We start from the raw sequence: 25,477 nt of genomic DNA, 5'->3' as shown, positions 1-25,477 counted from the left end.
CATCCGGAACGATTCGGGGTCGCGGGACGTATTGATACGTGGCCTCACTGCTGTGACAGTTGAGAGCAGCTTAGGCCAAGGCTGTCGCGCGTGTCCGGCGAATGAGAAGGTAGGCGCCTCTCTTCGCGGTGCCGCCGTCTTGTCGCGGTGCCGCCGTCTTTTCGCCGGACACGCGCGTCTTGTCGCGGTGCCGCCTGCCCGCCGAGGTCACGATCCGGCACTGGAACATCCCGAGAAGCAGCCGCTCCGTCGGAACGCACGACTACGGATTAGGCTGCCCTCATGCCAAAGAAGCGCTCGGGCGGTGGCCTGACGGCCACGCAGCAGGCCGCCAAGTTCCTCGGTGTCAGTGTGCTCGCGGGAGCGGTGATGGCCGGCATCGCGCTGCCCGCGGCCGGCGCGCTCGGACTCGCGGCCAAGGGCACGGTCCAGGGCTTCGACGAGATCCCGGCCAACCTCAAGAGCCCGCAGCTCAGCCAGCGCACCGCCATCCTGGACAGCACCGGCCACAAGATCGCCTCGGTGTACTCCCGGGACCGTACGGTGGTGGACCTCAAGGACATGTCGCCGTACATGCAGAAGGCGATCGTCGCCATCGAGGACTCCCGCTTCTACCAGCACGGCGCGGTCGACCTGAAGGGCATCCTGCGCGCCCTGAACAAGAACGCGCAGGAAGGCGGGGTCGCCCAGGGCGCCTCCACGCTCACCCAGCAGCTCGTGAAGAACTACTTCATCGAGGAGGCCGGCGACGACCCGACGAAGGTCGCGCAGGCCACCCAGCAGACGCTGGGCCGCAAGATCCGCGAGCTGAAGTTCGCCATCCAGCTCGAGGACAAGCTCGGCAAGAAGAAGATCCTCGAGAACTACCTGAACATCACCTTCTTCGGCGAGCAGGCCTACGGCGTCGAGGCGGCCGCGCAGCGCTACTTCTCCAAGCACGCCAAGGACCTGAACCTGCAGGAGTCGGCGCTGCTGGCCGGCATCGTGCAGTCCCCGAGCCGGTACGACCCCGTCAACGACGAGGCCGAGGCCACCAAGCGGCGCAACGTCGTGCTCACCCGCATGGCCCAGGTCGGCGACATCTCGACGGCGGAGGCCGAGAAGGCCAAGAAGACCCCGCTCGGCCTGCACGCCAGCCAACCGAAGAACGGCTGCATCACCGCCACCAAGGGCGCCGCCTTCTTCTGCAAGTACGTCGAGCACGTCTTCCTCACCGACCCGACCTTCGGCAAGACGCGCGAGGCGCGCGCCAAGCTCTGGAACAAGGGCGGCCTGACCATCCGCACGACGCTCGACCCGCAGTCCCAGGAGTCGGTGCAGGCCTCCCTCAAGGACCACGTCTACAAGTCCGACCGGGTCGCCGCGGCCGCCACCCTGGTGGAGCCGGGCACCGGCAAGATCCTGGCGATGGGCCAGTCGAAGCCGTACGGCTACAGCAGCAACGAGACCGAGTACAACTACTCCGTCAACCGCGACATGGGCGGCTCGAACTTCGGCTTCCCGACCGGTTCGACCTTCAAGCCGTTCGTGGCCGCTGCCGCCATCGAGGGCGGCAAGCCCGCGACGCAGGAGTACTCGTCGCCGTACAAGATGCCGTACCCGAGCCCCGTGCAGACCTGCAGCAGCAAGCCGTGGGTCAACGACCACTCGTACACGGTGGAGAACGAGAGCCAGTCCGAGGTCGGCCCGTTCCGTATGAAGGAGGCGATGGCGAAGTCCGTCAACACCTACTTCGTGCAGCTCATCTCCGACATCGGCCTGTGCCCGGTGGAGAAGATGACCGACGCGCTGCACGTGGTGCAGGGCAACGGCGACAAGCTCCCCGAGAACCCCTCCATCGCCCTCGGCGCGATCGGCCTGTCCCCGCTGACGATGGCCAGCGCGTACGCCACCTTCGCCGACCGGGGCATGTACTGCACCCCGATCGCCATCGAGTCGATCAGCCAGAAGGTCGGTGACGAGCAGAAGTCGCTCGCGGTGCCGAAGTCGACGTGCTCGCGCGCGATGAGCGAGAAGACCGCCGACACGGTCAACACCCTGCTGCGCGGCGTGGTCGACTCCGGCACGGGCAAGCAGGCCGGCCTCAGCGACCGCGAGAGCGCCGGTAAGACGGGTACGACGGACGAGCGGAAGAACGCCTGGTTCGTCGGCTACACGCCCAACCTGGCCGGCGCGGTCTGGGTCGGCAGCGCCAAGCAGAACGTGAAGATGACCAACATCACCATCGGCGGGGTCTACCACAGCCTCGTGTACGGTGGTCAGGTCCCCGGCCCCATCTGGAAGGACGCCATGGACGGCGCCCTGGCCGGCAAGGACGCCCCGGACTTCAACCTCGTCAACATCCCGGACCCGGACAAGGGAAGGGACGACGGGAAGGGGAAGGGCAACGGCGGCAACGGCGGAAACGGCGGCGGCAACGACAACGGTGGCCTCATCGGCGGGCTCATCGGCGGAGCGAACGACGGCGGAACCACCGGCGACAACACCGGCTTCCCGAACCCCACCTTCTCCTTCCCCGAGAACTTCATCCAGGGGCAGGGCAACGGAGGGAACAACGGGAACGGCCACGGAGGCCCGAGGGGCTGACCGCACCGCGGCGGACGACGAAGGGGCCGCGCCCCGGGGGTTCCCCGGGGCGCGGCCCCTTCGTCGATCCGGTTTCGTCGTGCGCGGCCGCGTCAGCCCGCCAGCAGCTTCTTGACCGCGGCGGCGACCCGGCCGCCCTCGGCCTGGCCGGCCACCTTCGGATTCACGATCTTCATCACGGCGCCCATGGCCCGCGGCCCCTCGGCACCGGCGGCCCTGGCCTCCTCGACGGCCTGGGCCACGATCGCGTCCAGCTCCTCGTCGGACAGCTGCTTGGGCAGGTACGCGGCGAGCACCTCGCCCTCCGCCTTCTCCCGCTCGGCCTGCTCGGTACGACCACCCTGCGCGAAGGCCTCGGCGGCCTCGCGCCGCTTCTTCGCCTCCCGGGTGATCACCTTCTGCACCTCGTCGTCGGAGAGCTCGCGCTTCTCCTTGCCCGCGACCTCCTCCTTGGTGATCGCGGCGAGCGTCAGCCGGAGCGTCGAGGAGCGGAGCTCGTCGCGCCCCTTGATCGCGGCGTTGAGGTCGTCCTGCAGCTTCGACTTGAGCGTGGTGGTCATGGCTCGATTGTCGCAGGTCCGGTGACGCGAACGCCCGCCGATTTACGGGGCGGCCGTTCTCGATGCCTCGTCACGGTCTGACACGATGGAGGTATGCGCGCGCGATACGGAGTACCCCTGGGAGTTCTGGCGGCCGGTGCCGCCGGTCTGGTCTATGCGGCGGGCGTCGAGGTCCGCTCCTTCCGCCTCCGCCGGGTGACGGTGCCCGTCCTGCCCCCGGGGATGCGACCGCTGCGCGTGCTCCAGGTCTCCGACATCCACATGGTCGGCGGCCAGCGCAAGAAGCAGCGGTGGCTGCGCTCCCTGGCGGGCCTGCGCCCCGACTTCGTGATCAACACGGGTGACAACCTCTCCGACCCCGAGGGTGTCCCGGAGGTACTGGACGCCCTGGGCCCCCTGATGGAGTTCCCCGGCGCGTACGTCTTCGGCTCCAACGACTACTACGGCCCGAGGCTCCGCAACCCCGCCCGCTACCTCCTGGAGAAGACCAGCGGCCGGCACGGCCTGAACGGCAACCCGCCCGTCGTGGGCGCGATCCACAACCCCTGGGAAGACCTCCGCGACGGCTTCGACGCGGCAGGCTGGCTGAACCTGACCAACACCCGGGGCGAACTCAAGATCGAAGGCGTCTCCGTGGAGCTCACCGGCCTGGACGACCCGCACATCAAACGCGACCGCTACGCCCGCGTCGCCGGCGGCCCGTCCGCGTCGGCTGACTTCTCCATGGGCGTGGTGCACGCTCCGTACCTGCGCGTACTCGACTCGTACGCGGCCGACGGCTACCCCCTGATCCTGGCCGGCCACACCCACGGCGGCCAGCTGTGCATCCCCTTCTACGGCGCCCTCGTCACCAACTGCGACCTCGACACGGACCGCGTGAAGGGCCTCTCCACCCACACCGCGGACGGCCGTACGTCCTACCTCCACGTCTCGGCGGGATGCGGCACGAGCCGCTACACCCCGGTCCGGTTCGCCTGCCCACCGGAGGCCACGCTGCTGACCCTGGTGGCACGGGACTAGCCCCCCCTACGCGGCCCCCGCCCACCGCCACGAAACCCGATTTCGTCTCCGGCCCCCAGTGGGCTAGAGTAAACGTCGTCGCCGCGACAAGCAGCGACATCGGGGTGTAGCGCAGCTTGGCAGCGCGCTTCGTTCGGGACGAAGAGGCCGTGGGTTCAAATCCCGCCACCCCGACAGTGCAGTACCAGATCAGGGGCCTGATCCGCTTAGCGGGTCGGGCCCCTGAGTGGTTTCCGGGACCGCTTGGGAGAAATCTGGGAGAAGATCTTGTCCGGCTTCTCCCAGATGGATCCGGCACCTGCCGCGACCCGCAGGTCGGACAGGGCGGCTCAAAGCTGCACGTTCGCGAATCGGATCTACGACGCCGCGGCTTCTGGTTCGTCCGCCGCATACGGGTGGACGTACCTGCCCTTGTTGAACGGGGAGAACCACGCCTTGAACCCCATGGGCGCAACTCGGAGGACCTCGCCGATGGGACTTTCATCGATCCCATCCATGGAGTCGTCGTAGAGCCACTCGTGGTCCATGTCCTCGTAGACGTTGTTGGCGAACACTTCCAACGCGGCGGAAACACCGTCGTCGAGCAGCCCGAAGGTCTCCAAGGTCACGTGGGCCTCGTTCAGCAGAAGCCTCAGGGCGAGCTCCTCGGCGACACAGCTCAAGCGCTGGAAACTGCCGTCCGTAAAGTGCGTGGTCATGGCGACCACAGCCACCAGGAAGCGGCGGGCGAACAGGCTGTCGTATTGGAGCGCATACCGCGCGGGAAGGTCCTCCAGGTGCCATAGGTTCCCGTCGCACTCCGCAGCGGTGGTCTCCTCTTCCGCGAGCGTCTGCACGTCCTGGAAGAGCTGGTCCACCAAGACGTCGGTCGCCCACACCAGCGCGCCGGCGGCCAGACGGGCGTCCTCGGGCGATACAGAGAAGCCGCCCTCGCCCTCTTCCGCCTCCTCGTTCTCCTCCTCATCCGGCACACCGAACATCACCGGGGAAAACGAGCGCAGTTCACCGGCCAACGCCAGCATCTGCTGGCGCACCTCCTCAGCCTTCGCCTCCGCGTCGTACTCGTCCTCGCCACTCCCGGCCCCAGGGTGCTCGCCGTGCCTGGCCTTGCGCGCAGCCGGATCGGACGGCGGAATATCGGGTCCGTCTGCGGCGTCGAGGCTCTCCAGGGCGAGCTTCGGATGCAATGCGACCTCGCATCGGGCAATCGTCCAGTCGGCCAGCAATTCGGACCGCTCCAGCAGTTCCTCCACGATGGAACGCACAGCACTCTCGGCCATTTCCAACGCCGGGGCGTCCACGACGACCTTCAGGAGCGCTCCCCCTGGGTGAACGGCCACAATGCTGTCGAGCAGACCGACCTCGACACCGTCGGTGCCCTCGATGGCCTCGACCGAGTCGAAACCGTCCTCGATGAGCGCGACAGCACCGACGCGCTGAAGCGGATCCAACTCCGGGATGCCTCCCGGGATGTGGGCGTCTACCGTCACTACATATTTCACGCCTCAGAGCCTGGCAGCCCACACCTCTTCGAGGAGTGGGTTCCTCCTGATTTCCCACCCCTCCAGTCATGGAGGTCCGGACGCGGAGAAGGCTTACGAGTTGGTGCGTGATAGCGGGTGAGGTGTCGCGCTTGGGTGGTGGCATGACCCGACTGTGGCGATCATGGTCAATCGGGCGGTGCTGGCGCATCGGGTGTTCACGGGGGGATCTCGGCGTCATATAGCCCGGTTGGTTGAGGAGTTGGCGACTCCATGGCAGGCCAGCCTCGAGGGCCGTCGTCATGCTGCACGCGGTGAAGTCCGGAAGCGGGCCGCGGACCCTCCCTCGTCATCGTGGAAGGCGCGTGCGGCCCGCACCGCCCATGAGTCTCAGGTCATTGGGCTGAAAGCAGGTCCCGCGTTTCCTCCGCACACCCCCACGACAGCGTGACGCCAGCGCCACCGTGCCCGTAGTTGTGCACGACCACGGTGCCCTCCTCCCACAGTTCACCCTCCACACGGACCGTGGCACGGGTCGGCCGAGCGCCGATACGGTGCTCCATGACGCGGGCCTCGGCGAGGCGGGGTTCCACTTCGGCGCAGCGGGCGAAGATGCCGACCGCCGCCTTGTCGTCGGGGGCCAGATCGCCCTCGCCGTCGATCGCCGTGCCGCCCAGGACGACGGTGTCGCCGTGAGGATAGAGGCACAGCAGATCGGGCGAGAGGCCGGTGTCCTCAGAGAAGAACTCGGTCAACCCGGGGTTGGTGACGACGACGTGCTGGCCGCGGATGGGCCGGAGGGCAGGGTCCGGAACCAGGTCGCGTGCGCCAAGGCCCGCGCAGTTGATGATCGCCGAAGCGGGACCGGCGTCCGTGAGCGAGGTCAGCCGTCGCTGCTTGACCACACCCCCGGCATCGCGGAGCCGGCGCAGGAGGTAGTCGAGGTAGGTGGGCATGTCGATTAGTGGCACGGTGAACCGGTAGCCCGCCGTGAACCCGGCCGGTAGTTCGGCCCGCTGGGACGGTCGGAAACCCGGCAATGTGGTGGCCCAGTCCGGCGCGGCTTCGGCCGTGCGGGATGCCTCGATGCCACTGGTGAGCCGGACGCCTGTCGCCGGGTCCTGGGCCAGCTCCCGGAAGATCTCCAGGGACCGTTGTCCCCACTGGTCGACCTTGTCCTTCGGCTCGACCAGGTAAGGCCCCCACATCGCCCCGGCCGCCAGCGACGTGACCCCCGGCACCTGCTCGGCGATCACGTGCACCGAAGCCCCGGCCTCGGCGAGAACGACGGCCGTGGTGAGTCCAGCCACCCCAGCCCCGACAACGACAACGCGCTCCCCTGCGGTCATGAACCTGACCCTAACGGCCGGGTCCGATGAATCACCGAGCCATCCTGATCGCACTGAACCGCTGGATTCCCGAATCGGCACCGGTCAACCGCCGCAACCGCCTTAGGCAGTGCGCGAGTACGCGAACGCCTTCACCGCCCGCCGGGCACGGACGATCCTCACTGAGCCCAGAAACGGTAGCGACAGCGAGATTGCAGGACCGGATCAGAGTAGTAAGCCCAGGCACCGTGAGGGATTTCCAGAGCGTCGGATACGCCGGCTGAACGAACTCGGCTTCCGGTCATTTCGGCGACCACCGACAGGCTATCGAACATCTGGCCGCGCAGTTCGTTCGCGGCCGTGACGAAGTTGTCCGGGAGGCGCAGCAAGGTCACGCCTTCCCGGGTGTCGGTGGCGACCAGGTTGTAGAGGTAGACGTCGCGCTGCTGACCCACGCGGTGGATGCGGCCCATCCGCTGTTCGAGGCGGACCAAGGACCACGGGATGTCGTAGTTCACGAGCACGTGCGCGGCCTGCAGGTCGATGCCCTCGTTGCCGGCATCGGTGGTGACGATGATCTGGAACTCGCCGCGCATGAATGCCTTGCGCGCCTCGTCACGTTCGGTCTTGCTCTGGCGGCCGGAGTAGAGCTGGGCGCTGTATCCCTGGTCCTGGAGCTGCCGGGCGATCCACTCGGCAGAGTCGGCATACTCGGTGAAGACCACAGCCTGATCACCGCTTCCGGGGTGAATCCCGTGGGGTGCCAGGCAGTCGTCGGTGAGCCGCTTCCACTTAGACGGCTGCCAGCGGGAGTCGTTGAGCGTTGCCTCGATCTGCTGCACGAGGCTGTTGATCGCAGTTCGCTCCGCCCGCGTAGAAGCCGAGACCGTATGGATCACCTTGGCCTCGTCGACCTCGGCCTCGTCACCGTGGTCCTCACGGTCGGCGATGAGCGCCGCCTCAGCCTCGCTCATCGCCCCCATGTGCTCATGCCGTCGGCGCAGCGTCTGGGCCAGAGCGTAGAGGCTGGAGGCTGCTCGCTTGCCGTAGACCATGCGGGCAAGCGGCTGCGCCACCGGAGGGAAGAACCGGTCGACCATTTCCAGGGCGGCCTTGTAGAAGCCGTACTCGGTCTGCGACAGCGGGACGCTGTGGTTGTGCGCCGTGCGGCCCTTGAACAACCGGGTCATGCCGTCGTAGTCGACCAAGTCCTCCTTCATCCGCCGCAAGAAGTGGATGGGGCCAGGGCGCAGGGCACTGAGCTCGACGTTAGCGTCGCTGCCCGGATCCGGGTAGATCTCCGGGTCGACCAGGTGCAGCAGGTGCCGGAAGAGCCACTCCTTGCCTCGGTGGGGCGTTGCCGTCATCAGCAGCGCCCGCGGTGTGTTCTTGGCCAGCAGCCGTCCGACCTGGTGGAATCCGGCGGCAGTCGGAGTCAGCCGGTGCGCCTCGTCGAAGACGACCAAATCCCAGCCAGCTTTGTCCGGCCGGATGGCGTCCTGTACCGCGGGATTCACCGCTGCTAACTCGAGCTAAACCACCCACAGGTCGTTGGAGTTCAGGGCGTCCTCACGCACCGTGGCTGAGGTTAACTGGCGCAGACCGCCCCCCAGCAGCCGCTGGAAGTCGTCCACCCACTTCGTGGCGAGGTTCGCCGGGCACACGATGATCGCCCGCTTGATCAGGCCGAGCCTCTGCATCTCACGCAGGTACAGACCGGCCATGATCGTTTTTCCGGTACCCGGCTCGTCAGCCAGGAGGAAACGCAGCAGGGGCTGGGGAAGCATCGCTCCGTAGACGGCCGTCGTCTGGTGCGCGTACGGCTTCAGCGGTGTGGCTGCCATCGCGCTGGACTCGGCGTTGGTCGCCGCGGCGTTCATCCACTGTGTCCACATGGCCGCCAGCACACGTGCAGAGTCAGCCTTCCCGTCGCTGACGAGAGGCCGCACGGTCTCCGTGTCTCCAGCTGCCAGATTCACTTCGTGACGACGGTCTTCGTCGTCGACCAGGATGAGGTCCCATGACCCCGGTTGATCTCCGGGCAGGGCGAACCTGACCGTGGCGAACTCCGGTACGCCAGCGGCCTGGACCCTTACTCTCTGACCACGCTCAAACGTGCCTGGGGCCTGCATGCTTATGCGTCAGCCTCAAGACCCGCCGGAACCCGGCCGAGACTGGCCAGGAGCCAACCCACCGCACGTGGATAAGCCATGCTCTGGTCCCTCCCCCTCGGCCAGCCGCGGTTCCCCCACCTGCGACTTACTAATGGGGTGTCAAATTACTGTATCTCGCTGCTACTTCCAATATGAAGAGCACGAAGGGGGGCGCGCGGGCGCGACTCCGACCCCCGTAGCCACGGGCGCAAGGGGCGGTTGGAACAGATGCGGGTCGGTCGGTCAGGGCAGCACGAGCGACAGCCAGGCAGCCGCCTTCCCCGGCGGCCGCCTCGCGTTCCGCCTCCAGTGCGGCGCAGGCACCCCCGCTGCCACTGAACACACGTAACTGAGTTCAGCGATAGCAGGCTTTCAGCCGGATCTCCTCACTTGACGCCCTTGCGCGCAGGTGGGCGCCGATGACGGTGCGGTTGGGGTCTCCGACTCATACCTCGCCCACACCCCCTCAAGGCGCTATGCTCCGGTCTCAGGCGACCACGCTCGCCGTTACGTCGGACCTGGGTTCCTCCCGCAACTACCCAGGGTTGAGGGCGCAAAGTGCCGCCGGGCGCGCGTGATTGAAAACTGCCGTTCCTCCTATGGGGCGCAGTGGGCGGGAGCACTGATACGCGCCCACCGGGAGCCGGACATGACGCTCGACAGGGACATCGCCACACTCGCACGCCGTATCCGGCGCGAGACCGGGGACGTCGTCCCCTTCCAACAGGCACGGTTGACCGCCGCGCGCGAGTTGGGCGGACTCCCCGTCCACACCATGGCGCCCAAGGAGCGGATCTCACTTCGCGTCCAGTACACCGGGGAGAGCAAAGCCGCTGCCCGATCCGCGATCAGCAGCGACACCCGCGGACTGGGCCTGGACGACTGCTCGGACGACCAGCGCGCCTTCCGTGCCCTACTAGCGCTCGCGCTTTTCAACGGCAACGTGTACACCGGTCCGACGGCGAAGTGGAACTACTCGGTTGTCGCCTCGTACGACCCAGTGATGTCGCCCCGCAGGGACCAGTTGGTGATAGTGGCGGAGCGCGCCCCGGAGAACGTGGCCACCCGGCTGCTGGCCACCGAGGGGGCCAAATCACGCGGCATCCCCGGACTACGGCACGAGGTCAGCTACACGTGCCATGGGCAGCGCTCCGTCTGTCTGCGCCATCTGCCCACCGGTGCGCTGCTGACCATCACCGGTGACCCGGCCGGATGTCGACGCGGCAACAAGCGCAGCCTCGTGCCCCGGCACCCCTATCTCACGCTGGACAACGACCTCACCACGCAGGAGCGCCGCGCTCTGGCAGCGGTCCCCCCGATCTCGGGAGAGGCCACCACTCTGCTGGCAGGTCTCGTTTCCCGCTACAACCTGGTTGATCGGCGTGGCCACTGGGCGACCAGTCTGTCCTGGGACCCTCTGGAGCGCTCCGGAGTCGAACGCCGGAAGGAACCAGAAGTGATCCGGCACGGTCCCGTACGTCGACTCTGGGGCGCCGGCGACTCATGGGAGTACCGCTGGACCGGCTATCCCGAACCTCGCGACCTGGCTCTGGCCCTGACCCACCGGGAAGCCGGGGTCAAGGGTGCTGGATTTACCCGCCACGGTGACACCTACCGAGTGGTGCTGGGCACCGCCTCGCTCGATTTGTGCGATGGGAAGGGCTGATCCATGCCGTTCCTCACCGACCACCCGGGGTCCGCACCCGTGCTGGTAGCTGCCGTTGTCTTGGGGGTCCTCCGCTTCACATTCCCGAAGGACTCTCGCCACCGCCTGGATCTCTGGAAGGCCGTCCTCGAACACCGACGTCTGCGTTGGCAAGTGACAGGGTGTCGCCGCGAGGTTGGAAGCTCCGAGAAGACTGGCCAACCGAATCGTCCTGCTGGAGCGGCGTTACGCGGCGGTCACCGATCAGCCCGGCCGCCCGGCGGCACCACTCCCCTCGACGTTGAAGAATGATTATTCCCAGTCGCCTGATTGATCGTCTCAGGATGGATTGGGTGCGAGGCTTGGCTGTCAAAATGCGACCGAGCTCGCAGGACGTAATCACGGAGCAGCCGCAGGCCATCGCACCGGCCCCGTAGGACCTCCCGGAGGTGTTCTCTGTCGTGTACCGCAGGGCCGAACGCGTGTTCGCAGCCAGGGAGGCGGAACGAAACGAGTGGTTCCGGAAAGGCCGCATCTTGCGTGATCCGTCCGAGCCTTTCGACGCCGCTCGCGACCACGCGCTGGTCACCGAGCTAATGCGCAAGCTCGGCGGCACATGCTGACCGTTTCCTGCTGGGAGCCATCTGGGAGCCAACCCGCTCCCCGAACCCCTTCCAGGCCCCGCGAGACCAACCGAGCCCACCACTCCGACCTGCGGAAACGCGAGCGAGGCTGGCAGGCTCACCACCCGAACCTCATTCGGGACGAAGAGGCCGTGGGTTCAAATCCCGCCACCCCGACAGCCGCAACACCAGGTGGGCCCACCTAGGAACGTTCCTAGGTGGGCCCACCTGTTTTCGTGTGCCTGTCCATCTGCGTTATTTCCGCTCCGGAAACGGCGACCGACAGTGGCAGTCGAGCCTCCGCCGCGCGTCGTGGTTCTCCTGGACCTCATCGGCGCGCACAGAACCCACGACCACGGTGCGAACGGCGGTCGCGGCACTCAGGATCGGCTCGCCGGGGCGATCTCGTCGAGCAGCCCGCGGATGCGCTTTTCGATGTCGTCGCGGATGGGGCGTACGGCGTCGACGCCCTGCCCGGCCGGGTCGGGGAGTTCCCAGTCGAGGTAGCGCTTGCCGGGAAAGACGGGGCAGGTGTCGCCGCAGCCCATCGTGATGACCACGTCGGAGGCCTGGACGGCCTCCACGGTGAGCACCTTGGGCACCTCCGCGGAGATGTCGATGCCTGCCTCCGCCATCGCTTCGACGACGGCCGCATTGACCGTGTCGGCGGGCGCGGACCCGGCGGAGCGGACCTGTACGCGGTCGCCCGCCAGGTGGGTGAGGAACGCGGCGGCCATCTGGGAGCGTCCGGCGTTGTGGACGCAGACGAAGAGCACGGACGGACGTTCGGCAGGGTTGTTCATGGCGGATGCGTCTTTCTGGGCGGATGCCGGTCAGGGGAGTGTGGGGGCCGCGAGCTCGGATTCGCCCTGGACGAGGGCGGAGGCGGTCCGTGCGGGCGCCGGGCGTCCGAACACCGCGACCACCAGCCCGAGCCCCAGCGCGGCGCCGACCAGTTGGGCCGCGATGAACGGGCCGAGCGAGCCGGGGGCGATGCCGGCGAAGGTGTCGGTGAAGGCCCGGCCGATGGTGACCGCCGGGTTGGCGAACGAGGTGGACGACGTGAACCAGTACGCCGCGCCGATATAGGAGGCCACGGCCACGGGCCCGAAGTGGTCGCGGTCGGTGCGGGCCAGTCCGAAGATCAGCAGGACGAGTCCGGCGGTCGCGACCACCTCGCCCAACCACAGGTGACCGGCGAAGCGGTCATGGGTGGACCACTGCGCGAGCGGCTTGCCGAACATGGCGTCGGCCACGAGGGCACCGGCGATGGATCCGGCGAGCTGGGCCGGGATGTACGCGGCGACATCCCGCGCGGTCAACCCGTCCTCGCTGCGGCGGCCGGTGAACCAGGCCGCGAGGGTGACGACCGGGTTGAAGTGCGCACCGGAAACCGGCCCCAGGAGCGCGATGAGCACGCCCAGGCCGAAGACCGTGGCCAGCGAGTTGGCCAACAGTTGCACGCCGACGTCCCTGGTCAGCTCGGTGGCCTGGATGCCGGAGCCGACGACCACCGCGACCAGAGCCGCCGACCCCACGGCCTCGGCGACGGCCCGGCGGCCCAGCGGAGCGCTCATGCGGTTGCCTCGGCGGTCTGCGACGTCGTCAGGAAGGCGGCGAGCCGGTCGAGAGTGGCGGGCAGTGCCCAGTAGTAGACCCACGTGCCGCGCCGCTCGCAGTCGATCAGACCGGCCTGCCGGAGCAGCTTGAGGTGGTGCGAGATCGTCGGCTGGGACAGGTCGAAGGCCGGGGTCAGGTCACAGACGCAGACCTCACCGCCCGCCCGCGAGGCGATCAGCGACAGCAGGCGCAGGCGTACCGGGTCGCCCAGCGCCTTGAACAGCTTCGCCAGTTCCGCCGCCTGGTCCTCGTCCAGCGGCGCGGTCACCAGCCCCGGGCAGCATGCGCCGTTCTCGTTGCTCTGCCCGAGCACCACAAGCTCCTGTTTCGACATGCGCCTATATTGACGTCCCTCGATCCAAGGCGCAAGCTTGCATCGACAAACATCAATGCAAGCCGATGGGAGCCCTGCCATGTCCCGTGCTCAGCTCGCCCTGCGTGTCAGCGACCTCGAAGCGTCGATCACCTTCTACGCGAAGCTGTTCGGTACCGAACCGGCCAAGCGGCGCGAGGGCTACGCCAACTTCGCCATCACCGAGCCACCGCTCAAGCTCGTACTGATCGAGGGCGAGTCCGGCCAGGAAACCAGCCTTGATCACCTCGGCGTAGAGGTCGAGTCCACCGAACAGGTCGACGCGGCCACCACCCGGCTCAAGGACGCCGGCCTGGCCACCTTCGAGGAGAACGACACCTCCTGCTGCTACGCCCTCCAGGACAAGGTGTGGGTCCACGGCCCCGGCAAGGAGCCCTGGGAGGTGTACGTCGTGAAGGCCGACGCCGACACCCTCGGCAAGAGCACCGACCCCGACGCCACCGGCGACGGCTGCTGCACCAGCCAGGCCACCGAGGAGACCCCGGCAGCCGCCGGATGTGCATGCGGCCAGTGACCAGGACTCAGAAGCCAGGTAGTGGATCCACTACCTGGCTTCCGGCGTTTCCGGGGCGTCCCGCCGCGGGACCGCTGACCGCAGTCCCGGTCGTCCGAATCTCACCCCTGTTCCCCACCCCCGTGCAACGATCCGTCGCGATCGTCACGCGAACCGCAGCACAGAGCTGTGCCGACCACGAAAGGCACCGGAAAACCATGACAGTTGACCAGAGCACCAAGGACAAGGCCCAGCGGCTGCGCGCGCTCGGCACGGAGTCGGTCCTCGTGCTGCCCAACGCCTGGGACGCGGGCAGCGCCGCCGTGATGGCCGCCGCGGGCGCCCCGGCGATCGGCACGACCAGTGGTGGTGTCGCCTGGTCCCTCGGCAGGGGCGACGGTGAGCGGGCCGCCCGCGACGAGATGCTCGCGGCCGCCGCGCGGATCGCCGCAGCGGTCGACGTCCCGGTGACCGTGGACATCGAGTCCGGTTACGGCGCGGCCCCTCAGGAGGTGGCGAAGACGGTCGCCGCGGTGGTCGCCGCGGGAGCGGTGGGCGTCAACCTGGAGGACTCCAGGGCCCCCGGCGGCCCGTTGTTCACCCCGCAGGAGCAGGCGGAGCGGATCACGGCCGCGCGCGCCGCGGCGGAGGCGGCCGGGCTGCCCGAGCTGGTGATCAACGTCCGAACGGATGTGTACCTGTTCGGTATCGGCGAGGAGTCCGGCCGTCTCGCGGACGTGCTGGACCGCGCCGCCGCCTACGCGCAGGCCGGCGCGGACGGCATCTTCGTGCCCGGCCTGCTCGACCTGGCCGTCCTCGGCGAGCTGGCCGCCCGCTCCCCGCTGCCGGTGAACGCCATGGCCGGCCCCGGCGGGCCCAGTGTGGCCGAGCTGGCCAAGGCCGGGGTGCGCCGCGTCAGCGTCGGCACCGCGATCGCCCAGGCCGCGTACACGGCGGCCCGCCGCTCCACGCTGGAACTCCTCGGCTCCGGCACGTACGAGGAACTGGCCGGTTCGCTGGACTTCTCCGAGGTGGACGGCCTCTTCAGCTCCTGAGCACGGCGGGTGGGGCCGGTGGCACCACCGGCCCCTCCCCCGCGCGCTCGCTCAGAGCGCCGCCGCCCAGCGCGCGACGAGCTGGTCCAGCAGTGTGCTCGGCCGCTTCGACCAGGCCCTCACGGCCCCGCCGCGTTCCCGGCCGGTTCCCGCGGGGCCGGGCACGGGCGTGATCCGCCGGACAGGCCCTAACCTTCGGGTGTGACTACCGAGTTGGCGCTGCTGTCCCGTGTCGCCTGCCGCGGGAAGGAGATCACCGCGCCGCGGCTGCGCGGGCTGCTGGCGTTGCTCGCGGCGGATCTGCGCACCGGGTGCAGCACGGGCCGGCTGGTGGAGGGGCTGTGGGCGGACGAACTGCCCGAGCGGCCCGGCAAGGCGGTGCAGATCCTCGTGTCGCGGCTCAGGGCGCAGGTGGGCGCCGAGCTGGTGGTGAGCACGTCGACGGGGTACCGGCTGGCGCTGGACGAGACGCGGGTCGACAGTTCCGCGCTGCTGCTGCACGAGGCGGCGAGTGCCGGACGCGCGAGGGCGGGGGATCACGAAGGCGCCCTGGCAGAGGCCGAGTCGGGCCTGGCCCTGTGGGACGGGAGGGTGGGCGCGGGGGCGGGGGAGGACCTGCGCGATCCGGTGGTGTCCCTCCGTGCCGACCGGGCGCGCACCCACCGGGCCCTGGTCCGGTGCCGGGCGCTCGCCCTGGCCCGGCTGGGCCGGCGGGAGGAGGCGGCCGGTCCGCTGGCCGAGCTGGCCCGGGAGCTGCCCCGGGACGAGGAGGTGCTGGCGGAGCTGCTGCGCTGCGAGGCCGCCACGGCGGGCCGGGCCGCCGCGCTGACCCGGTACGACGCCTACCGCCGCGGGCTGCGTGACGCGCTCGGCACCGACCCGGGTCCCGAACTGAGGTCGGTGTACCAGGAGTTGCTGAACGCGGACGCACCCCGGGTCCGTCAGGGTGTGCCGCACGAGCCGAACCCCCTGCTGGGGCGGGACGCGGACGTCGCCGCCGTGGCCGGGCTGCTGCGCGAGGCGCGGGTGGTCACGGTCATGGGGCCCGGCGGGCTGGGCAAGACCCGTCTCTCCCACGCGGTGAGCCGGGCCGCCGAGCAGCCCGTGGTGCACTTCGTGCCGCTGGCCGGTGTCACCGCCGACGACGACGTGGCCGGTGAGGTGGCCTCCGCGGTCGGCACGGGGGACGGCCGGCAGTTCCCCGGCGGCGGGGACCCGGTGAGCGGGATCGTCGCCGCGCTGGGCACCGGCCCCGCCCTGCTGGTCCTGGACAACTGCGAGCAGGTCGTCGCCGGCGCGGCATGTCTCGTACAGGCGCTGGTGTCCCGGTCGAAGGGGCTGCGGGTGCTGGCCACCAGCCGGGCTCCGCTCGGGCTGACCTCGGAGTCCGTGTACGCCCTGCCGGAACTGTCCCTGGCGACCTCCGTCGAGCTGTTCGCGCAGCGGGCGCGGGCGGCCCGGCCCGGTGTGGAACTCCCCGCCGGCACGGTGGCGGAGATCTGCCGTCACCTGGACGGGCTGCCGCTCGCGGTGGAGCTGGCCGCGGCCCGGGTGCGGGTGCTGTCCGTCGCCGACATCTCGCGCCGGCTCCGGGACCGGTTCGCGCTGCTGCGCGGCGGGGCCCGAGACGCGCCCGAGCGGCACCGCACGCTGCGGGCCGTGGTCGAGTGGAGCTGGAACCTGCTGGAGCCCGACGGCCGGGCGGCGCTGCGCGCGCTGTCGGTGTTCCCCGGGGGCTTCACCCAGGAGGCCGCGCAGTGCGTCCTGGGCGGGACGGGGGACGCGCTGTCCCTGCTGGAGCAGCTCGCCGACCAGTCGTTGGTCAAGGTGGGCGACAGCCCGTCCGGGGTGCGTTTCCACATGCTGGAGACCCTGCGGGAGTTCGGTGCCGCCCAGCGGGCCGAGGCCGGCGAGGAGGAGCTGGTCACCGACCGGTTCCTCGCCTGGGCGCGGGATTTCGGCCGCGCTCATCACGACGTGCTGTTCGGCGACGACGCGGTGGCCTCCTTCGCCCGTATCCGGACCGAGCAGGACAACCTCGTACTGGCGCTGCGGCATGCCCTGGCCCGCGCCGACGGACCGTCCATCGCCGCCGTCACCGCCGCGCTGGCCTCCTTGTGGTCCGCCGGCACCAACTACACCCGGCTCGCCACCCTCGCCGCCGAGACCGGCGGGCCGCTGTCCCACTTCCGCCCCGGGGCACAGGACGTCGAGGCGGCGCGGAGCGCGGCGGTGGTGTGCACGGCCGGGCTGTTCATGGGCCACGGCCCGCACGCCGTGCGCCAGCTCGTCACACTGCGCCGTCTGCCGCCCGCCCCTCCCGACACCGTGCTGCGGGCGCTGGCCGTCGTGCTGGGTGCCGTCCCGGACATGCACCCGCCGCGGTACGCCCGGCTGCAGGAACTCTGCGACGCCGACGAGCCCATGCTGGCGGGCATCGCGGCAGGCGTCGCCAGTTACGTGTGGGAGTCCCGGCACGACGCGGAACGCGCGCTCGAGTGCGCCCGCCGGATGCTCGCCGCGCTGGCGCCGCTCGGCAATCCGCCCATGCTGCTGCTCAGCCATGGGCGGATCAGCGAGTTGTGCCTCCAGTCCGAACGCGGTGCGGAGGCGTACGAGCATCTGCGGGCGGCGGAGGCGCTCGGCGAGTTCGACGACTGGTCGGACGCGATCGGTGTCCGTGGCGGGTTGGCGGTCGCCTGTCTCCAGCGCGGGGAGGTCGACGAGGCCGAGTACTGGCTGGGCCTCGCGGCCCTGGAGCAGCAGCCGGAGTCCGCCGAGATCTACGCGCAGGCTCTCCCGGCCCGGGCCGAGATCGCGCTGGCCCGGGGGCTGACCGAGATCGGGCTCGGCCTGTGGCGCCAGGCGGTGGAGCGGATACGGGAGGGCAGCCTGCTGCAGGTCGGCGATCCGTTCCTGGATCTGTGGCTGCTGCAGATGCGGGCGGCCGCGCTGGCGGCGCACGCACAGCACGGCCGGCTGGAACCGGTGGCCCACCTGCCCGGGCAACTGCGGGAACGGCTCCTCGACATGCTGTCCGGTCCCGTCGACGACAGGTCGCCGGTGGAACTGCAGGTGTACGGCACCGTCCTGCTGGCGCTCGGCTTCGCCGGGCTGGACCGCGGCGAGACGGCGGCCGTACGGCTGCTGGCGCTGGCGGAGCGGATGCCGGCCATGCGGGACTTCCCCACCCTGTCCTCGGCCCGGTCCCGGCAGGCGGCCGAGAACGCCGACAGGGCGGCGTACGCCGACGCGAGGTCGAGGTACGCCGCCCTGGGGCGGGAGGAGTTGCGGGCCGCGGCGCTGCACGAACTCAGCTCCGCGGCTCTCGGTTGAACCGCGCCTTGGACCACAGGTAGCCGAGCACGGTCAGGCCCACGCACCAGCCGACCGCGAGCAGCGCGTTCTTCGTGCCGATCCCGCTGCCCAGCAGAAGTCCGCGCAGGGTCTCGATGGCGGGCGAGAAGGGCTGGTACTCGGCGAACCAGCGGAACCCGCCCGGCATGGTGCCCACCGGCACGAACGCGCTGGACAGCATCGGCAGCATCGTCAGCGGCAACCCGAGGTTGCTGGCCCCCTCGGGGTTGGGGCTGACCAGGCCGATGCCGACCGCGATCCAGGACAGTGCGAGGCTGAACGCGGCCATCAGCGCGGCCGCCGCGAGCCATTCCACCGGCGACGCGTCGGGCCGGAAGCCGATGGCCACTCCGATGCCCAGGATCAGCACCAGTGCCAGCATCGTCTGGATGACGCTGCCGATCACGTGGCCGGTCAGCACGGAGGCGCGGGAGATGGCCATGGTGCGGAACCGGGCCATGATGCCCGCGGTCATGTCGCTGGACACGGACACCGCGGTGCCGAGCGAGATCATGCCCACGGTCATGAGGAGGATGCCGGGGACCAGGTAGGCGATGTAGTCGGCGCGGTCCGCGTGGCCGCCGTTGATGCCGGCGCTCATCGCGGTGCCGAAGACGTAGACGAACAGCAACAGCAGCATGACCGGGGTGAGCAGGACGTTCAAGGTGAGGGAGGGGTAGCGGCGGGCGTGCAGGAGGCTGCGCCGCAGCATGGTGAGGTTGTCGCGCAGGGCGTGGGCGGAGGTGCTCATCGGGCGGTCTCCTTCTCGGTGGCGGCGGGGGCGGTCGCGGTCAGGGCGAAGAACACGTCGTCCAGGTCGGGGGTGTGCACGGACAGTTCGTCGGCCTCGATGCCGGCGGCGTCCAGCCAGTCGAGGATGGCGCGCAGCTCACCCTGGCTGCCGCCGCTGGGGATCTGCAGGGCCAGCGCTTCGTCGTCCCGCGTGGCCTCGCGCAGTGCGGTGGCCGCCCGCTCGTACGCCACCGGGTCGGAGAACCGCAGCCTCACATGGCCGCCGGGCACGAGCCGCTTGAGCTCCTCGGCACTGCCCTCGGCGACGAGCCTGCCGCCGTCGAGCACGGCGATGCGGTCGGCGAGCTCGTCGGCCTCCTCCAGGTACTGGGTGGTGAGGAAGACGGTCGTACCGCCGGAGACCAGTTCGCGGATGATCTGCCACATGGTGTGGCGGGAGCGCGGGTCGAGGCCGGTGGTCGGCTCGTCGAGGAAGATGATCCGCGGACTGCCGACCAGGGTCATGGCGAGGTCGAGGCGGCGCTTCATGCCGCCCGAGTAGGTGGAGGCGGGCTTCTTCGCGGCCTCGACGAGCTCGAAGCGCTCCAGCAGTTCGGCGGTGACCCGCCGGCCCTCCTGCTTGGATAGGTGGTGCAGGTCCGCCATGAGGAGCATGTTCTCCTCGCCGGTGATCAGCCCGTCCACGGCGGAGAACTGCCCGGTCACCCCGATGGCGGCGCGTACCGCCTGGGCCTGGCCGGTGAGGTCGTGCCCGGCGATCCGCGCCTGGCCGCCGTCGGCGGAGATCAGGGTGGACAGGATGTTGACCATCGTGGTCTTGCCCGCGCCGTTCGGCCCGAGCAGCGAGAAGATCGTGCCCGCCGGCACCTGGATGTCGATGCCGTCGAGGACCGTCTTGTCCCCGTAGGACTTGCGCAACCCGGTGGCTGCGATCGCGAGGTGGTGTTCCGTCGTCGTCATGCCGCAGAGCTTGCGGCCCGGGCGGTTCAGGGCGGCTTCACCGCGGTTTCAGCCGCCCTGAGCGGGCTCGGTGCCCTGAAACCCGCTGCCCGGCTTCGGCCGTCTCCGCGTCAGCGGAGGGAGCCCTTCAGCAGGGCGGGGACGCAGGAGGGCGCGCGGCCGGCGAGCCTGCCGGCCCGGATGATGGTCGCCCCGCGGTGGGGCTGGGTGCGGCCCGGGAGGAAGGCGACCAGGAGGTGCCGGCCGGCGGGGATCCTGTCGGGCCGGACGGAGAGGACCGGCGCGCCGCTCACACGCGCGTGATGAGCGAGGCCGTGGAACGTCGTCTGCTCGCACTGCTACGGCCCCGGTCGAGTCGCCCTACTGCAACCCGATCCCGCGCCTCGAGGAGCTGGTCGGTGAGCGGACCACGGATCCGCATCCAGGCGGTTGCGGTACGGCAGGGGGTACGGGGGAGCGACGGCGGGCGTTCGCCCGATGGGCGCCTCCGCCCGGGCGGATCCACCGCGCCACGGCCCCGGACGGGCCGTCCACGCCACCTTGGCTACGCTTGGCGTAAACGCCCATGAAGGGCGTATCGGACATTCCGCTGGGGAATCCAAGATGGGTCTCGGTGCCGGCCTTCAGGCCGTGAAGCGCAGGTCCCCCGGTCGTGCGGCCATGGCGATCGCGGTCGCCGCCGGCCTGGTCCTGGCCGGGGCCTGCGGCGGGGGCGGGGGCGGGGGCGGTGGGGACGGTCTCAGCGTCGGTGTGCTGATGCCGGGCGGCGGGGCCTCCCGGTTCGGGCGGTTCGACCGGCCGCTGATCGAGAAGAAGCTGAAGCAGATGTGCCCGCACTGCTCGGTGGCCGTCGCCGCCACACCGGACCCGGCGGTCCAGCGGCAGCAGCTGGAGTCCATGATCACCAGGCGGGTGGACGTACTGATCGTCGCCGCCGTCGACCCGGAGCTGCTCCGCCCGTCGGTCGAGGACGCGCACCGGGCCGGCATCCCGGTCGTCGCCTACGACCGGCTCGCACAGGGTCCGATCGACGGGTACGTCACCTTCGACGGCGCGCAGGTCGGCAGGCTGCAGGGCGAGGGGCTCCTGAAGGCCATGGGCACCAAGGCGCACGGCGGCCAGATCGTCATGATGAACGGCGCCACGACCGACCCCAACGCCGGCTGGTTCGAGCGGGGGGCGCTCTCCGTCCTCAAGGGCAAGGTGAAGATCGGCAAGTCGTACGACACCGCCGGCTGGCGGCCGGAGAACGCCTACGTCAACATGACCGGCGCCATCGCCGCCCTGGGCGGGGCCCACATCAACGGCGTCCTGGCCGCCAACGACAGCCTCGCCGGCGCCGTGATCTCCGCCTTCAACGCCACCGACGTCACGCCGCTGCCCCCGGTCACCGGCCAGGACGCCGATCTCGCGGGGGTGCAGCGCGTCGTCAAGGGCGACCAGTCCATGACCGTCTACAAGCCCTTCAAGGCCGCCGCCGACGTCGCCGTCGAGATGGCCGTCGCCCTGGGACGCGGCAGGACGGCCGGGTCCGTCGCCACCGGCACCGTCGACAGCCCCACCACCAAGGACATCCCCTCGGTCCTCCTCCCGGCGGTCCCGGTGACCGTCCGCAACGTCAAGGACACTCTGGTGAGGGACGGTATATACACGGTTGCACAGATATGCACCCCGGAGTTCCGGTCCGCGTGCGCCAAGGCCGGACTCGTCCGGTGAGCTCTTCCCGGAGGCGGAAGGAGGTGGTCCCGTGCCGGTTCAGCCCCTGCTGGCGCTGCGCGGCGTGTCCAAGCGGTTCGCCGCCGTCCACGCGCTGGTGGACGTCGAGCTGGAGATCAGGGCCGGTGAGGTGGTCGCCCTCGTGGGCGACAACGCCGCCGGCAAGTCCACGCTGGTCAAGGTGATCTCGGGGGTCGGTCCCGCCGACAAGGGCGTCATCGAGTGGCAGGGCGACGCCATCCAGATCAAGCGCCCCCAGGACGCCCAGGTGCTCGGGATCGCGACCGTCTACCAGGACCTCGCGATGTGCGACAACCTCGACGTCGTCGGCAACCTCTTCCTCGGCCGGGAGATCCACCGGCGCGGCATCCTCGACGAGGTGGAGATGGAGCGCCACACCCGCGAGCTGCTGCACACCCTGTCCATCCGCGTCCCCGACGTCCGCGCGCCGCTCGCCTCGCTGTCCGGCGGCCAGCGGCAGGCCGTCGCGATCACCCGCTCCCTCCTCGGCGAACCCAGACTGCTCCTGCTCGACGAGCCCACCGCCTCCCTGGGCATCGAGCAGAGCACCCAGCTCCTCGACCTCATCGAGGAGCTGCGTGACCGGGGCCTCGGCATCCTCCTCATCAGCCACAACATGGGCGACATCAAGGCCGTCGCCGACCGGGTCGCCGTGCTGCGCCTCGGCCGCAACAACGGTGTCTTCGACGTGAACACCACATCCCAGGAACAGATCATCTCCTCCATCACCGGGGCGGCGGACAACGCCGTCGCCCACCGCCGGACCCTTCCGGAGGAGACGTGGCCGTGAGAGGGAGAGGGACCCGGGCCGGTGACCCCGACGCCGAGTCCGACGCCGACCCGCGCCACGACGGGCGGGGGCGGTACAGCGGACGTCTGAAGGCGTACGGCGGCGCGGTACGCCGAAGAGTGCGCGAGAGGGTGCGGGAACGCGGCCTCGGCGCCGCCCCGGTCCTGCTGGCCCTCGCCGTGATCTGGACGGTCTTCGAGGCCCTCAACGACAACTTCCTCTCGCCGCGCAACCTGTCCGTCCTCAGCGTGGACATCGTCGGGACCGGCATGATCGCCGTCGGCATCGTGTTCGTGCTGCTGATCGGTGAGATCGATCTGTCGGGGGGCTCACTCGCGGGCCTCGCGGGCGCCGTGTTCGCCGCCCTGAACGTGAACCTCGGCATGCCGGAATGGCTCGCCGTGACCATCGCGGTGGCCTGCGGTGCGGCCGCCGGGTCCGCCCAGGGGTTCCTCTTCGCCAGGATCGGTGTGCCCGCGTTCGTCGTCACCCTCGCCGGCCTGCTGGGCTGGAACGGCCTGATGCTCTACCTGCTCGGCCCGGACACCACCATCAACTTCAGCGACGACGGGCTGGTCGCCCACCTGACCAGCCGATACTTCAGCACCGCCGCCGCCACCTACGGCCTGGCCGCCGCGGGCACCGCCGCCTACCTCCTCGTCACCTACCGCGACCACAGGCGCCGCGGCGCCGCCGGGATGCCGTACCGGCCGGTGGCCGAGATCTGGGTGCGCACGGCCCTCCTCGGGCTGGTCGCGTTCACCACCGTCCATGTGCTGGACCGGTTCGAGGGCCTGCCGCTGGCTCTGCTGATCTTCCTCGCGGTCGTCGTCGTCTCGGACGTCTTCCTGCGCCGCACGCCCTACGGCCGGCAGGTCCTCGCACTGGGCGGCGGAGTGGAGGCGGCCCGGCGGTCCGGCATCGACGTGGCACGGGTGCGGATCGGCGTGTTCGTGGCGTCGGGGGCCCTGGCGGCGGTCGGCGGGCTGTTCGTCGCCTCGCGGCTCACCTCGGCGAGTCAGGTCCCGGGCTCCGGCATGCTGCTGATCAACGCCATCGCCGCCGCCGTCATCGGCGGCACCAGCCTGTTCGGCGGACGTGGCTCGGCCTGGTCGGCGCTGCTCGGGGTGCTGATCATCCAGTCGATCGGCTCCGGTATGGCGCTGCTGGACGTCGAGCCCTCGGTCCAGTTCATGGTCACCGCCGGGGTGCTGCTGACCGCGGTGGTCCTCGACTCGTTGGCGCGGCGCGCCGCGGAGTCGCGCGGGCGGGTCTGAGGGACGTCGGACCGGTGTCGCACCGCGCGGCTCCGTACCGCTTCGGCGTTACTGCTCCTTCCGCCTGCCGCGCAGCAACCAGGTGGCTCCGCCGATGGCCAGGGCGACCGGCCACTCGAGAGCGCCTGCCACGGTCATCGCTCCCAGGCCTCCGTAGAAGACCAGGTCCCGGTTCTGCATGCTCGCGGGCAGGTTCCTCATGTTCGCGGGCAGGTTCTTCATGCCGGGCACCGGAACCTGAGGACGGAGCCTGCGGGCCTGGGTGCCCGTGCCGTCGGTGTGTGATGTCCCGGTCCGCTCCTGCCGAGGCTGGGGGCCCTCACGCACGGGGCTCAGGCGCGTGCGCTCCGTTCTCGGCAGCCCCTTCTGGGCCCGCACGCGTGCAGCGGGCTCCAGGGTGGTCAGAGCGGCAGCGGACTGCTTCGCTGAATCGGCCATCCCGTCTCCTCCTCTCATGTCGAGTCGGTGTGGATGTGCTCCTTCCATCCTCGCGCGCTTTGGCTCCTCCCTCACGGCGTCAGCCCGTGGTGAGCACCATCCGGAAGCGGGCGGCGCCCGAGAGCATGCGCTGCCAGGCCGCTTCCGTCTCGCCCAGGGGCATGATCTCGGTCATCGGACGGATCCCGTGCAGGGCGCTGAAGGCCATCGTGTCCTCGACGTCCTGGGCCGTGCCGGACGGATGGCCGCGGACGACCTTCCCGGTCATGAGGAGCTGGTTGGGGCTGATCCCCAGCGGTTCGACGTCCGCGCCGATGACCACCAGCTCGCCCCGGGCGCGCAGGCCGTCCACGGTCGCCGTGATGGCGGCGGAGTTGGCGGCGGTGGCCAGGACCGCACCGGCGCCGCCGAGGGACCGCAGGGTGTCCGCGACGGGGGTGTCCCCCGTGCTGTCGATGTAGTGGTGGGCGCCGAGCTGCTTGGCGAAGTCCGCCTTGTCGGCCCCGCGGGCGATGGCCACCGTTTCGAAGCCCATGGCGGCGGCGTACCGCACCCCGAGGTGCCCCAGGCCGCCGATGCCCAGCACGGCCACCAGATCGCCGGGCCGTGCCGAGCTGCGCCGCAGCCCGTTGAACACCGTCACGCCCGCGCAGGCCAGGGGCGCCGCGTCGGTCGGTGCCAGCGCGTCGGGGACCCGGGCCAGGGCGTCGGCCGGTGCGATCACCTTCTCCGCGTAACCCCCGTCGTACGCCCAGCCGGGGACCTTCAGGTTCTCGCAGGTCACGAAGTCGCCCTTCCGGCACGAGGTGCAGTGGCCGCAGCTGCCGCCGAACCAGCCCACCGCGACCCGGTCGCCCACCCGCCAGACGTCGTCCGTCCCCGGGCCCACCTTCTCGATGCGTCCGGCGATCTCGTGCCCGGGGACCACCGGGAACCGGATCCCCGGCACCATGGCGTTCACGAACAGGACGTCGCTGTGGCAGATCCCGCAGGCCTCCACGGCGATCCGTACCTGGCGCGGGCCCGGCTCCGGCACCTCACGCTCGACGATCTCGAACCGGCCGCCCGCTTCGGCCACCTGCGCCACTCGATGCGTACTCATCGGGGTCTCCTGGGGTGCGGTTGCGAAAGGACCCCCGCAAACCATCAGACCAGCACCGGCAGGTTCACGCGCGTCAGGGTCCCGTTGCCGGAGCCGGCGATCTGCCGGGCTCCGGCATCGGGACCA

The 25,477-nt window shown here is 70.1% G+C and carries 22 protein-coding genes, 1 tRNA gene and 1 pseudogene; 11 read left to right on the top strand and 13 right to left on the bottom strand.

Annotation, left to right across the window (positions count from 1 at the left end):
- Positions 1–282 precede the first annotated feature (282 nt).
- A complete protein-coding gene (locus ACFY0F_RS14610; protein WP_388793057.1) occupies positions 283–2,586 on the top strand; it encodes a transglycosylase domain-containing protein in 2,304 nt (767 codons plus the stop codon).
- A gap of 92 nt (positions 2,587–2,678) precedes the next feature.
- On the opposite strand, the gene ACFY0F_RS14605 is transcribed toward ACFY0F_RS14610, so the two are convergent.
- On the bottom strand, positions 2,679–3,146 hold the full coding sequence (locus ACFY0F_RS14605; protein ID WP_388793055.1) for a GatB/YqeY domain-containing protein: 468 nt from the start codon (positions 3,144–3,146) through the stop codon (positions 2,679–2,681).
- A gap of 93 nt (positions 3,147–3,239) precedes the next feature.
- On the opposite strand from ACFY0F_RS14605, the gene ACFY0F_RS14600 reads away from it, so the two are divergent.
- Both ACFY0F_RS14600 and ACFY0F_RS14595 read left to right on the top strand, forming a co-directional pair.
- Complete coding sequence (locus tag ACFY0F_RS14600; protein ID WP_388793053.1) at positions 3,240–4,166, top strand: metallophosphoesterase; 927 nt, start codon at positions 3,240–3,242, stop codon at positions 4,164–4,166.
- Between the two features lie 100 nt (positions 4,167–4,266).
- Positions 4,267–4,340, top strand: a tRNA-Pro gene (locus ACFY0F_RS14595).
- Between the two features lie 182 nt (positions 4,341–4,522).
- On the opposite strand, the gene ACFY0F_RS14590 is transcribed toward ACFY0F_RS14595, so the two are convergent.
- The gene (locus ACFY0F_RS14590; protein WP_388793051.1) at positions 4,523–5,668 is read right to left on the bottom strand and encodes a hypothetical protein; all 1,146 of its coding nucleotides are present in this window, start codon (positions 5,666–5,668) and stop codon (positions 4,523–4,525) included.
- A 163-nt stretch (positions 5,669–5,831) separates the two neighbouring features.
- On the opposite strand from ACFY0F_RS14590, the pseudogene ACFY0F_RS14585 reads away from it, so the two are divergent.
- A pseudogene (locus ACFY0F_RS14585) lies at positions 5,832–5,981 on the top strand (IS5/IS1182 family transposase); the annotation flags it as partial.
- A 61-nt stretch (positions 5,982–6,042) separates the two neighbouring features.
- Here the strand turns inward: ACFY0F_RS14585 and ACFY0F_RS14580 are convergent.
- The 3 genes from ACFY0F_RS14580 to ACFY0F_RS14570 form a co-directional block, all read right to left on the bottom strand.
- On the bottom strand, positions 6,043–6,996 hold the full coding sequence (locus ACFY0F_RS14580; protein WP_388793050.1) for an FAD-dependent oxidoreductase: 954 nt from the start codon (positions 6,994–6,996) through the stop codon (positions 6,043–6,045).
- A gap of 158 nt (positions 6,997–7,154) precedes the next feature.
- Positions 7,155–8,492: a helicase-related protein gene (locus ACFY0F_RS14575; RefSeq protein WP_388793048.1), complete on the bottom strand. Its 1,338-nt coding sequence runs from the start codon at positions 8,490–8,492 to the stop codon at positions 7,155–7,157.
- 15 nt (positions 8,493–8,507) lie between these two features.
- Positions 8,508–8,870: an SNF2-related protein gene (locus ACFY0F_RS14570; RefSeq protein WP_388793046.1), complete on the bottom strand. Its 363-nt coding sequence runs from the start codon at positions 8,868–8,870 to the stop codon at positions 8,508–8,510.
- A gap of 907 nt (positions 8,871–9,777) precedes the next feature.
- Between ACFY0F_RS14570 and ACFY0F_RS14565 the strand changes: the two genes are divergently transcribed.
- Positions 9,778–10,794, top strand: coding sequence for a hypothetical protein (locus tag ACFY0F_RS14565; RefSeq protein WP_388793044.1), 1,017 nt, complete (start codon positions 9,778–9,780; stop codon positions 10,792–10,794).
- A 982-nt stretch (positions 10,795–11,776) separates the two neighbouring features.
- Here the strand turns inward: ACFY0F_RS14565 and ACFY0F_RS14560 are convergent.
- From ACFY0F_RS14560 to ACFY0F_RS14550, 3 genes are read right to left on the bottom strand one after another with little or no spacing between them, the layout of a single operon-like run.
- A complete protein-coding gene (locus ACFY0F_RS14560) occupies positions 11,777–12,199 on the bottom strand; it encodes an arsenate reductase ArsC (protein WP_388793042.1) in 423 nt (140 codons plus the stop codon).
- A 30-nt stretch (positions 12,200–12,229) separates the two neighbouring features.
- Entirely contained in the window at positions 12,230–12,973 is a 744-nt protein-coding gene (locus ACFY0F_RS14555; protein WP_388793040.1) for an aquaporin, read from the bottom strand.
- On the bottom strand, positions 12,970–13,350 hold the full coding sequence (locus ACFY0F_RS14550) for an ArsR/SmtB family transcription factor (RefSeq protein WP_388793038.1): 381 nt from the start codon (positions 13,348–13,350) through the stop codon (positions 12,970–12,972). Before ACFY0F_RS14550 ends, ACFY0F_RS14555 begins: the two co-directional genes overlap by 4 nt.
- A gap of 79 nt (positions 13,351–13,429) precedes the next feature.
- Between ACFY0F_RS14550 and ACFY0F_RS14545 the strand changes: the two genes are divergently transcribed.
- From ACFY0F_RS14545 to ACFY0F_RS14535, 3 genes are all read left to right on the top strand, one after another.
- Entirely contained in the window at positions 13,430–13,903 is a 474-nt protein-coding gene (locus tag ACFY0F_RS14545; protein ID WP_388793036.1) for an ArsI/CadI family heavy metal resistance metalloenzyme, read from the top strand.
- A 197-nt stretch (positions 13,904–14,100) separates the two neighbouring features.
- Positions 14,101–14,937: an isocitrate lyase/phosphoenolpyruvate mutase family protein gene (locus tag ACFY0F_RS14540; RefSeq protein WP_388793034.1), complete on the top strand. Its 837-nt coding sequence runs from the start codon at positions 14,101–14,103 to the stop codon at positions 14,935–14,937.
- Positions 14,938–15,138: 201 nt separating this feature from the next.
- Positions 15,139–18,273, top strand: coding sequence for an ATP-binding protein (locus ACFY0F_RS14535; protein ID WP_388793032.1), 3,135 nt, complete (start codon positions 15,139–15,141; stop codon positions 18,271–18,273).
- Here the strand turns inward: ACFY0F_RS14535 and ACFY0F_RS14530 are convergent.
- From ACFY0F_RS14530 to ACFY0F_RS14520, 3 genes are all read right to left on the bottom strand, one after another.
- Positions 18,251–19,045, bottom strand: a complete 795-nt coding sequence (locus ACFY0F_RS14530; RefSeq protein ID WP_388793030.1) for an ABC transporter permease — start codon at positions 19,043–19,045, stop codon at positions 18,251–18,253. The genes ACFY0F_RS14535 and ACFY0F_RS14530 overlap by 23 nt on opposite strands.
- A complete protein-coding gene (locus ACFY0F_RS14525) occupies positions 19,042–20,007 on the bottom strand; it encodes an ATP-binding cassette domain-containing protein (RefSeq protein WP_388793028.1) in 966 nt (321 codons plus the stop codon). Before ACFY0F_RS14525 ends, ACFY0F_RS14530 begins: the two co-directional genes overlap by 4 nt.
- A 110-nt stretch (positions 20,008–20,117) precedes the next feature.
- Positions 20,118–20,300 carry a hypothetical protein gene (locus ACFY0F_RS14520; RefSeq protein ID WP_388793026.1) on the bottom strand — a complete coding sequence of 61 codons (183 nt, stop codon included), beginning with the start codon at positions 20,298–20,300 and terminating at the stop codon, positions 20,118–20,120.
- Between the two features lie 310 nt (positions 20,301–20,610).
- Here ACFY0F_RS14520 and ACFY0F_RS14515 point away from each other — a divergent pair, with 310 nt between their 5' ends.
- From ACFY0F_RS14515 to ACFY0F_RS14505, 3 genes are read left to right on the top strand one after another with little or no spacing between them, the layout of a single operon-like run.
- Complete coding sequence (locus ACFY0F_RS14515) at positions 20,611–21,723, top strand: sugar ABC transporter substrate-binding protein (RefSeq protein WP_388793024.1); 1,113 nt, start codon at positions 20,611–20,613, stop codon at positions 21,721–21,723.
- 31 nt (positions 21,724–21,754) lie between these two features.
- Complete coding sequence (locus ACFY0F_RS14510) at positions 21,755–22,534, top strand: ATP-binding cassette domain-containing protein (protein WP_388793022.1); 780 nt, start codon at positions 21,755–21,757, stop codon at positions 22,532–22,534.
- Positions 22,525–23,811 carry a sugar ABC transporter permease gene (locus ACFY0F_RS14505; RefSeq protein WP_388793021.1) on the top strand — a complete coding sequence of 429 codons (1,287 nt, stop codon included), beginning with the start codon at positions 22,525–22,527 and terminating at the stop codon, positions 23,809–23,811. Before ACFY0F_RS14510 ends, ACFY0F_RS14505 begins: the two co-directional genes overlap by 10 nt.
- A 48-nt stretch (positions 23,812–23,859) precedes the next feature.
- On the opposite strand, the gene ACFY0F_RS14500 is transcribed toward ACFY0F_RS14505, so the two are convergent.
- Together ACFY0F_RS14500 and ACFY0F_RS14495 are read right to left on the bottom strand one after the other, a co-directional pair.
- Entirely contained in the window at positions 23,860–24,249 is a 390-nt protein-coding gene (locus tag ACFY0F_RS14500; protein ID WP_388793019.1) for a hypothetical protein, read from the bottom strand.
- Between the two features lie 79 nt (positions 24,250–24,328).
- On the bottom strand, positions 24,329–25,351 hold the full coding sequence (locus tag ACFY0F_RS14495; protein WP_388793017.1) for an alcohol dehydrogenase: 1,023 nt from the start codon (positions 25,349–25,351) through the stop codon (positions 24,329–24,331).
- Positions 25,352–25,477: the final 126 nt, after the last annotated feature.

Source organism: Streptomyces sp. NPDC001544 (assembly GCF_042894285.1).
Taxonomy (GTDB): domain Bacteria; phylum Actinomycetota; class Actinomycetes; order Streptomycetales; family Streptomycetaceae; genus Streptomyces.
Note: the sequence above shows the minus strand (reverse complement) of the source record. Positions and strands in the feature narration are given on the sequence as shown.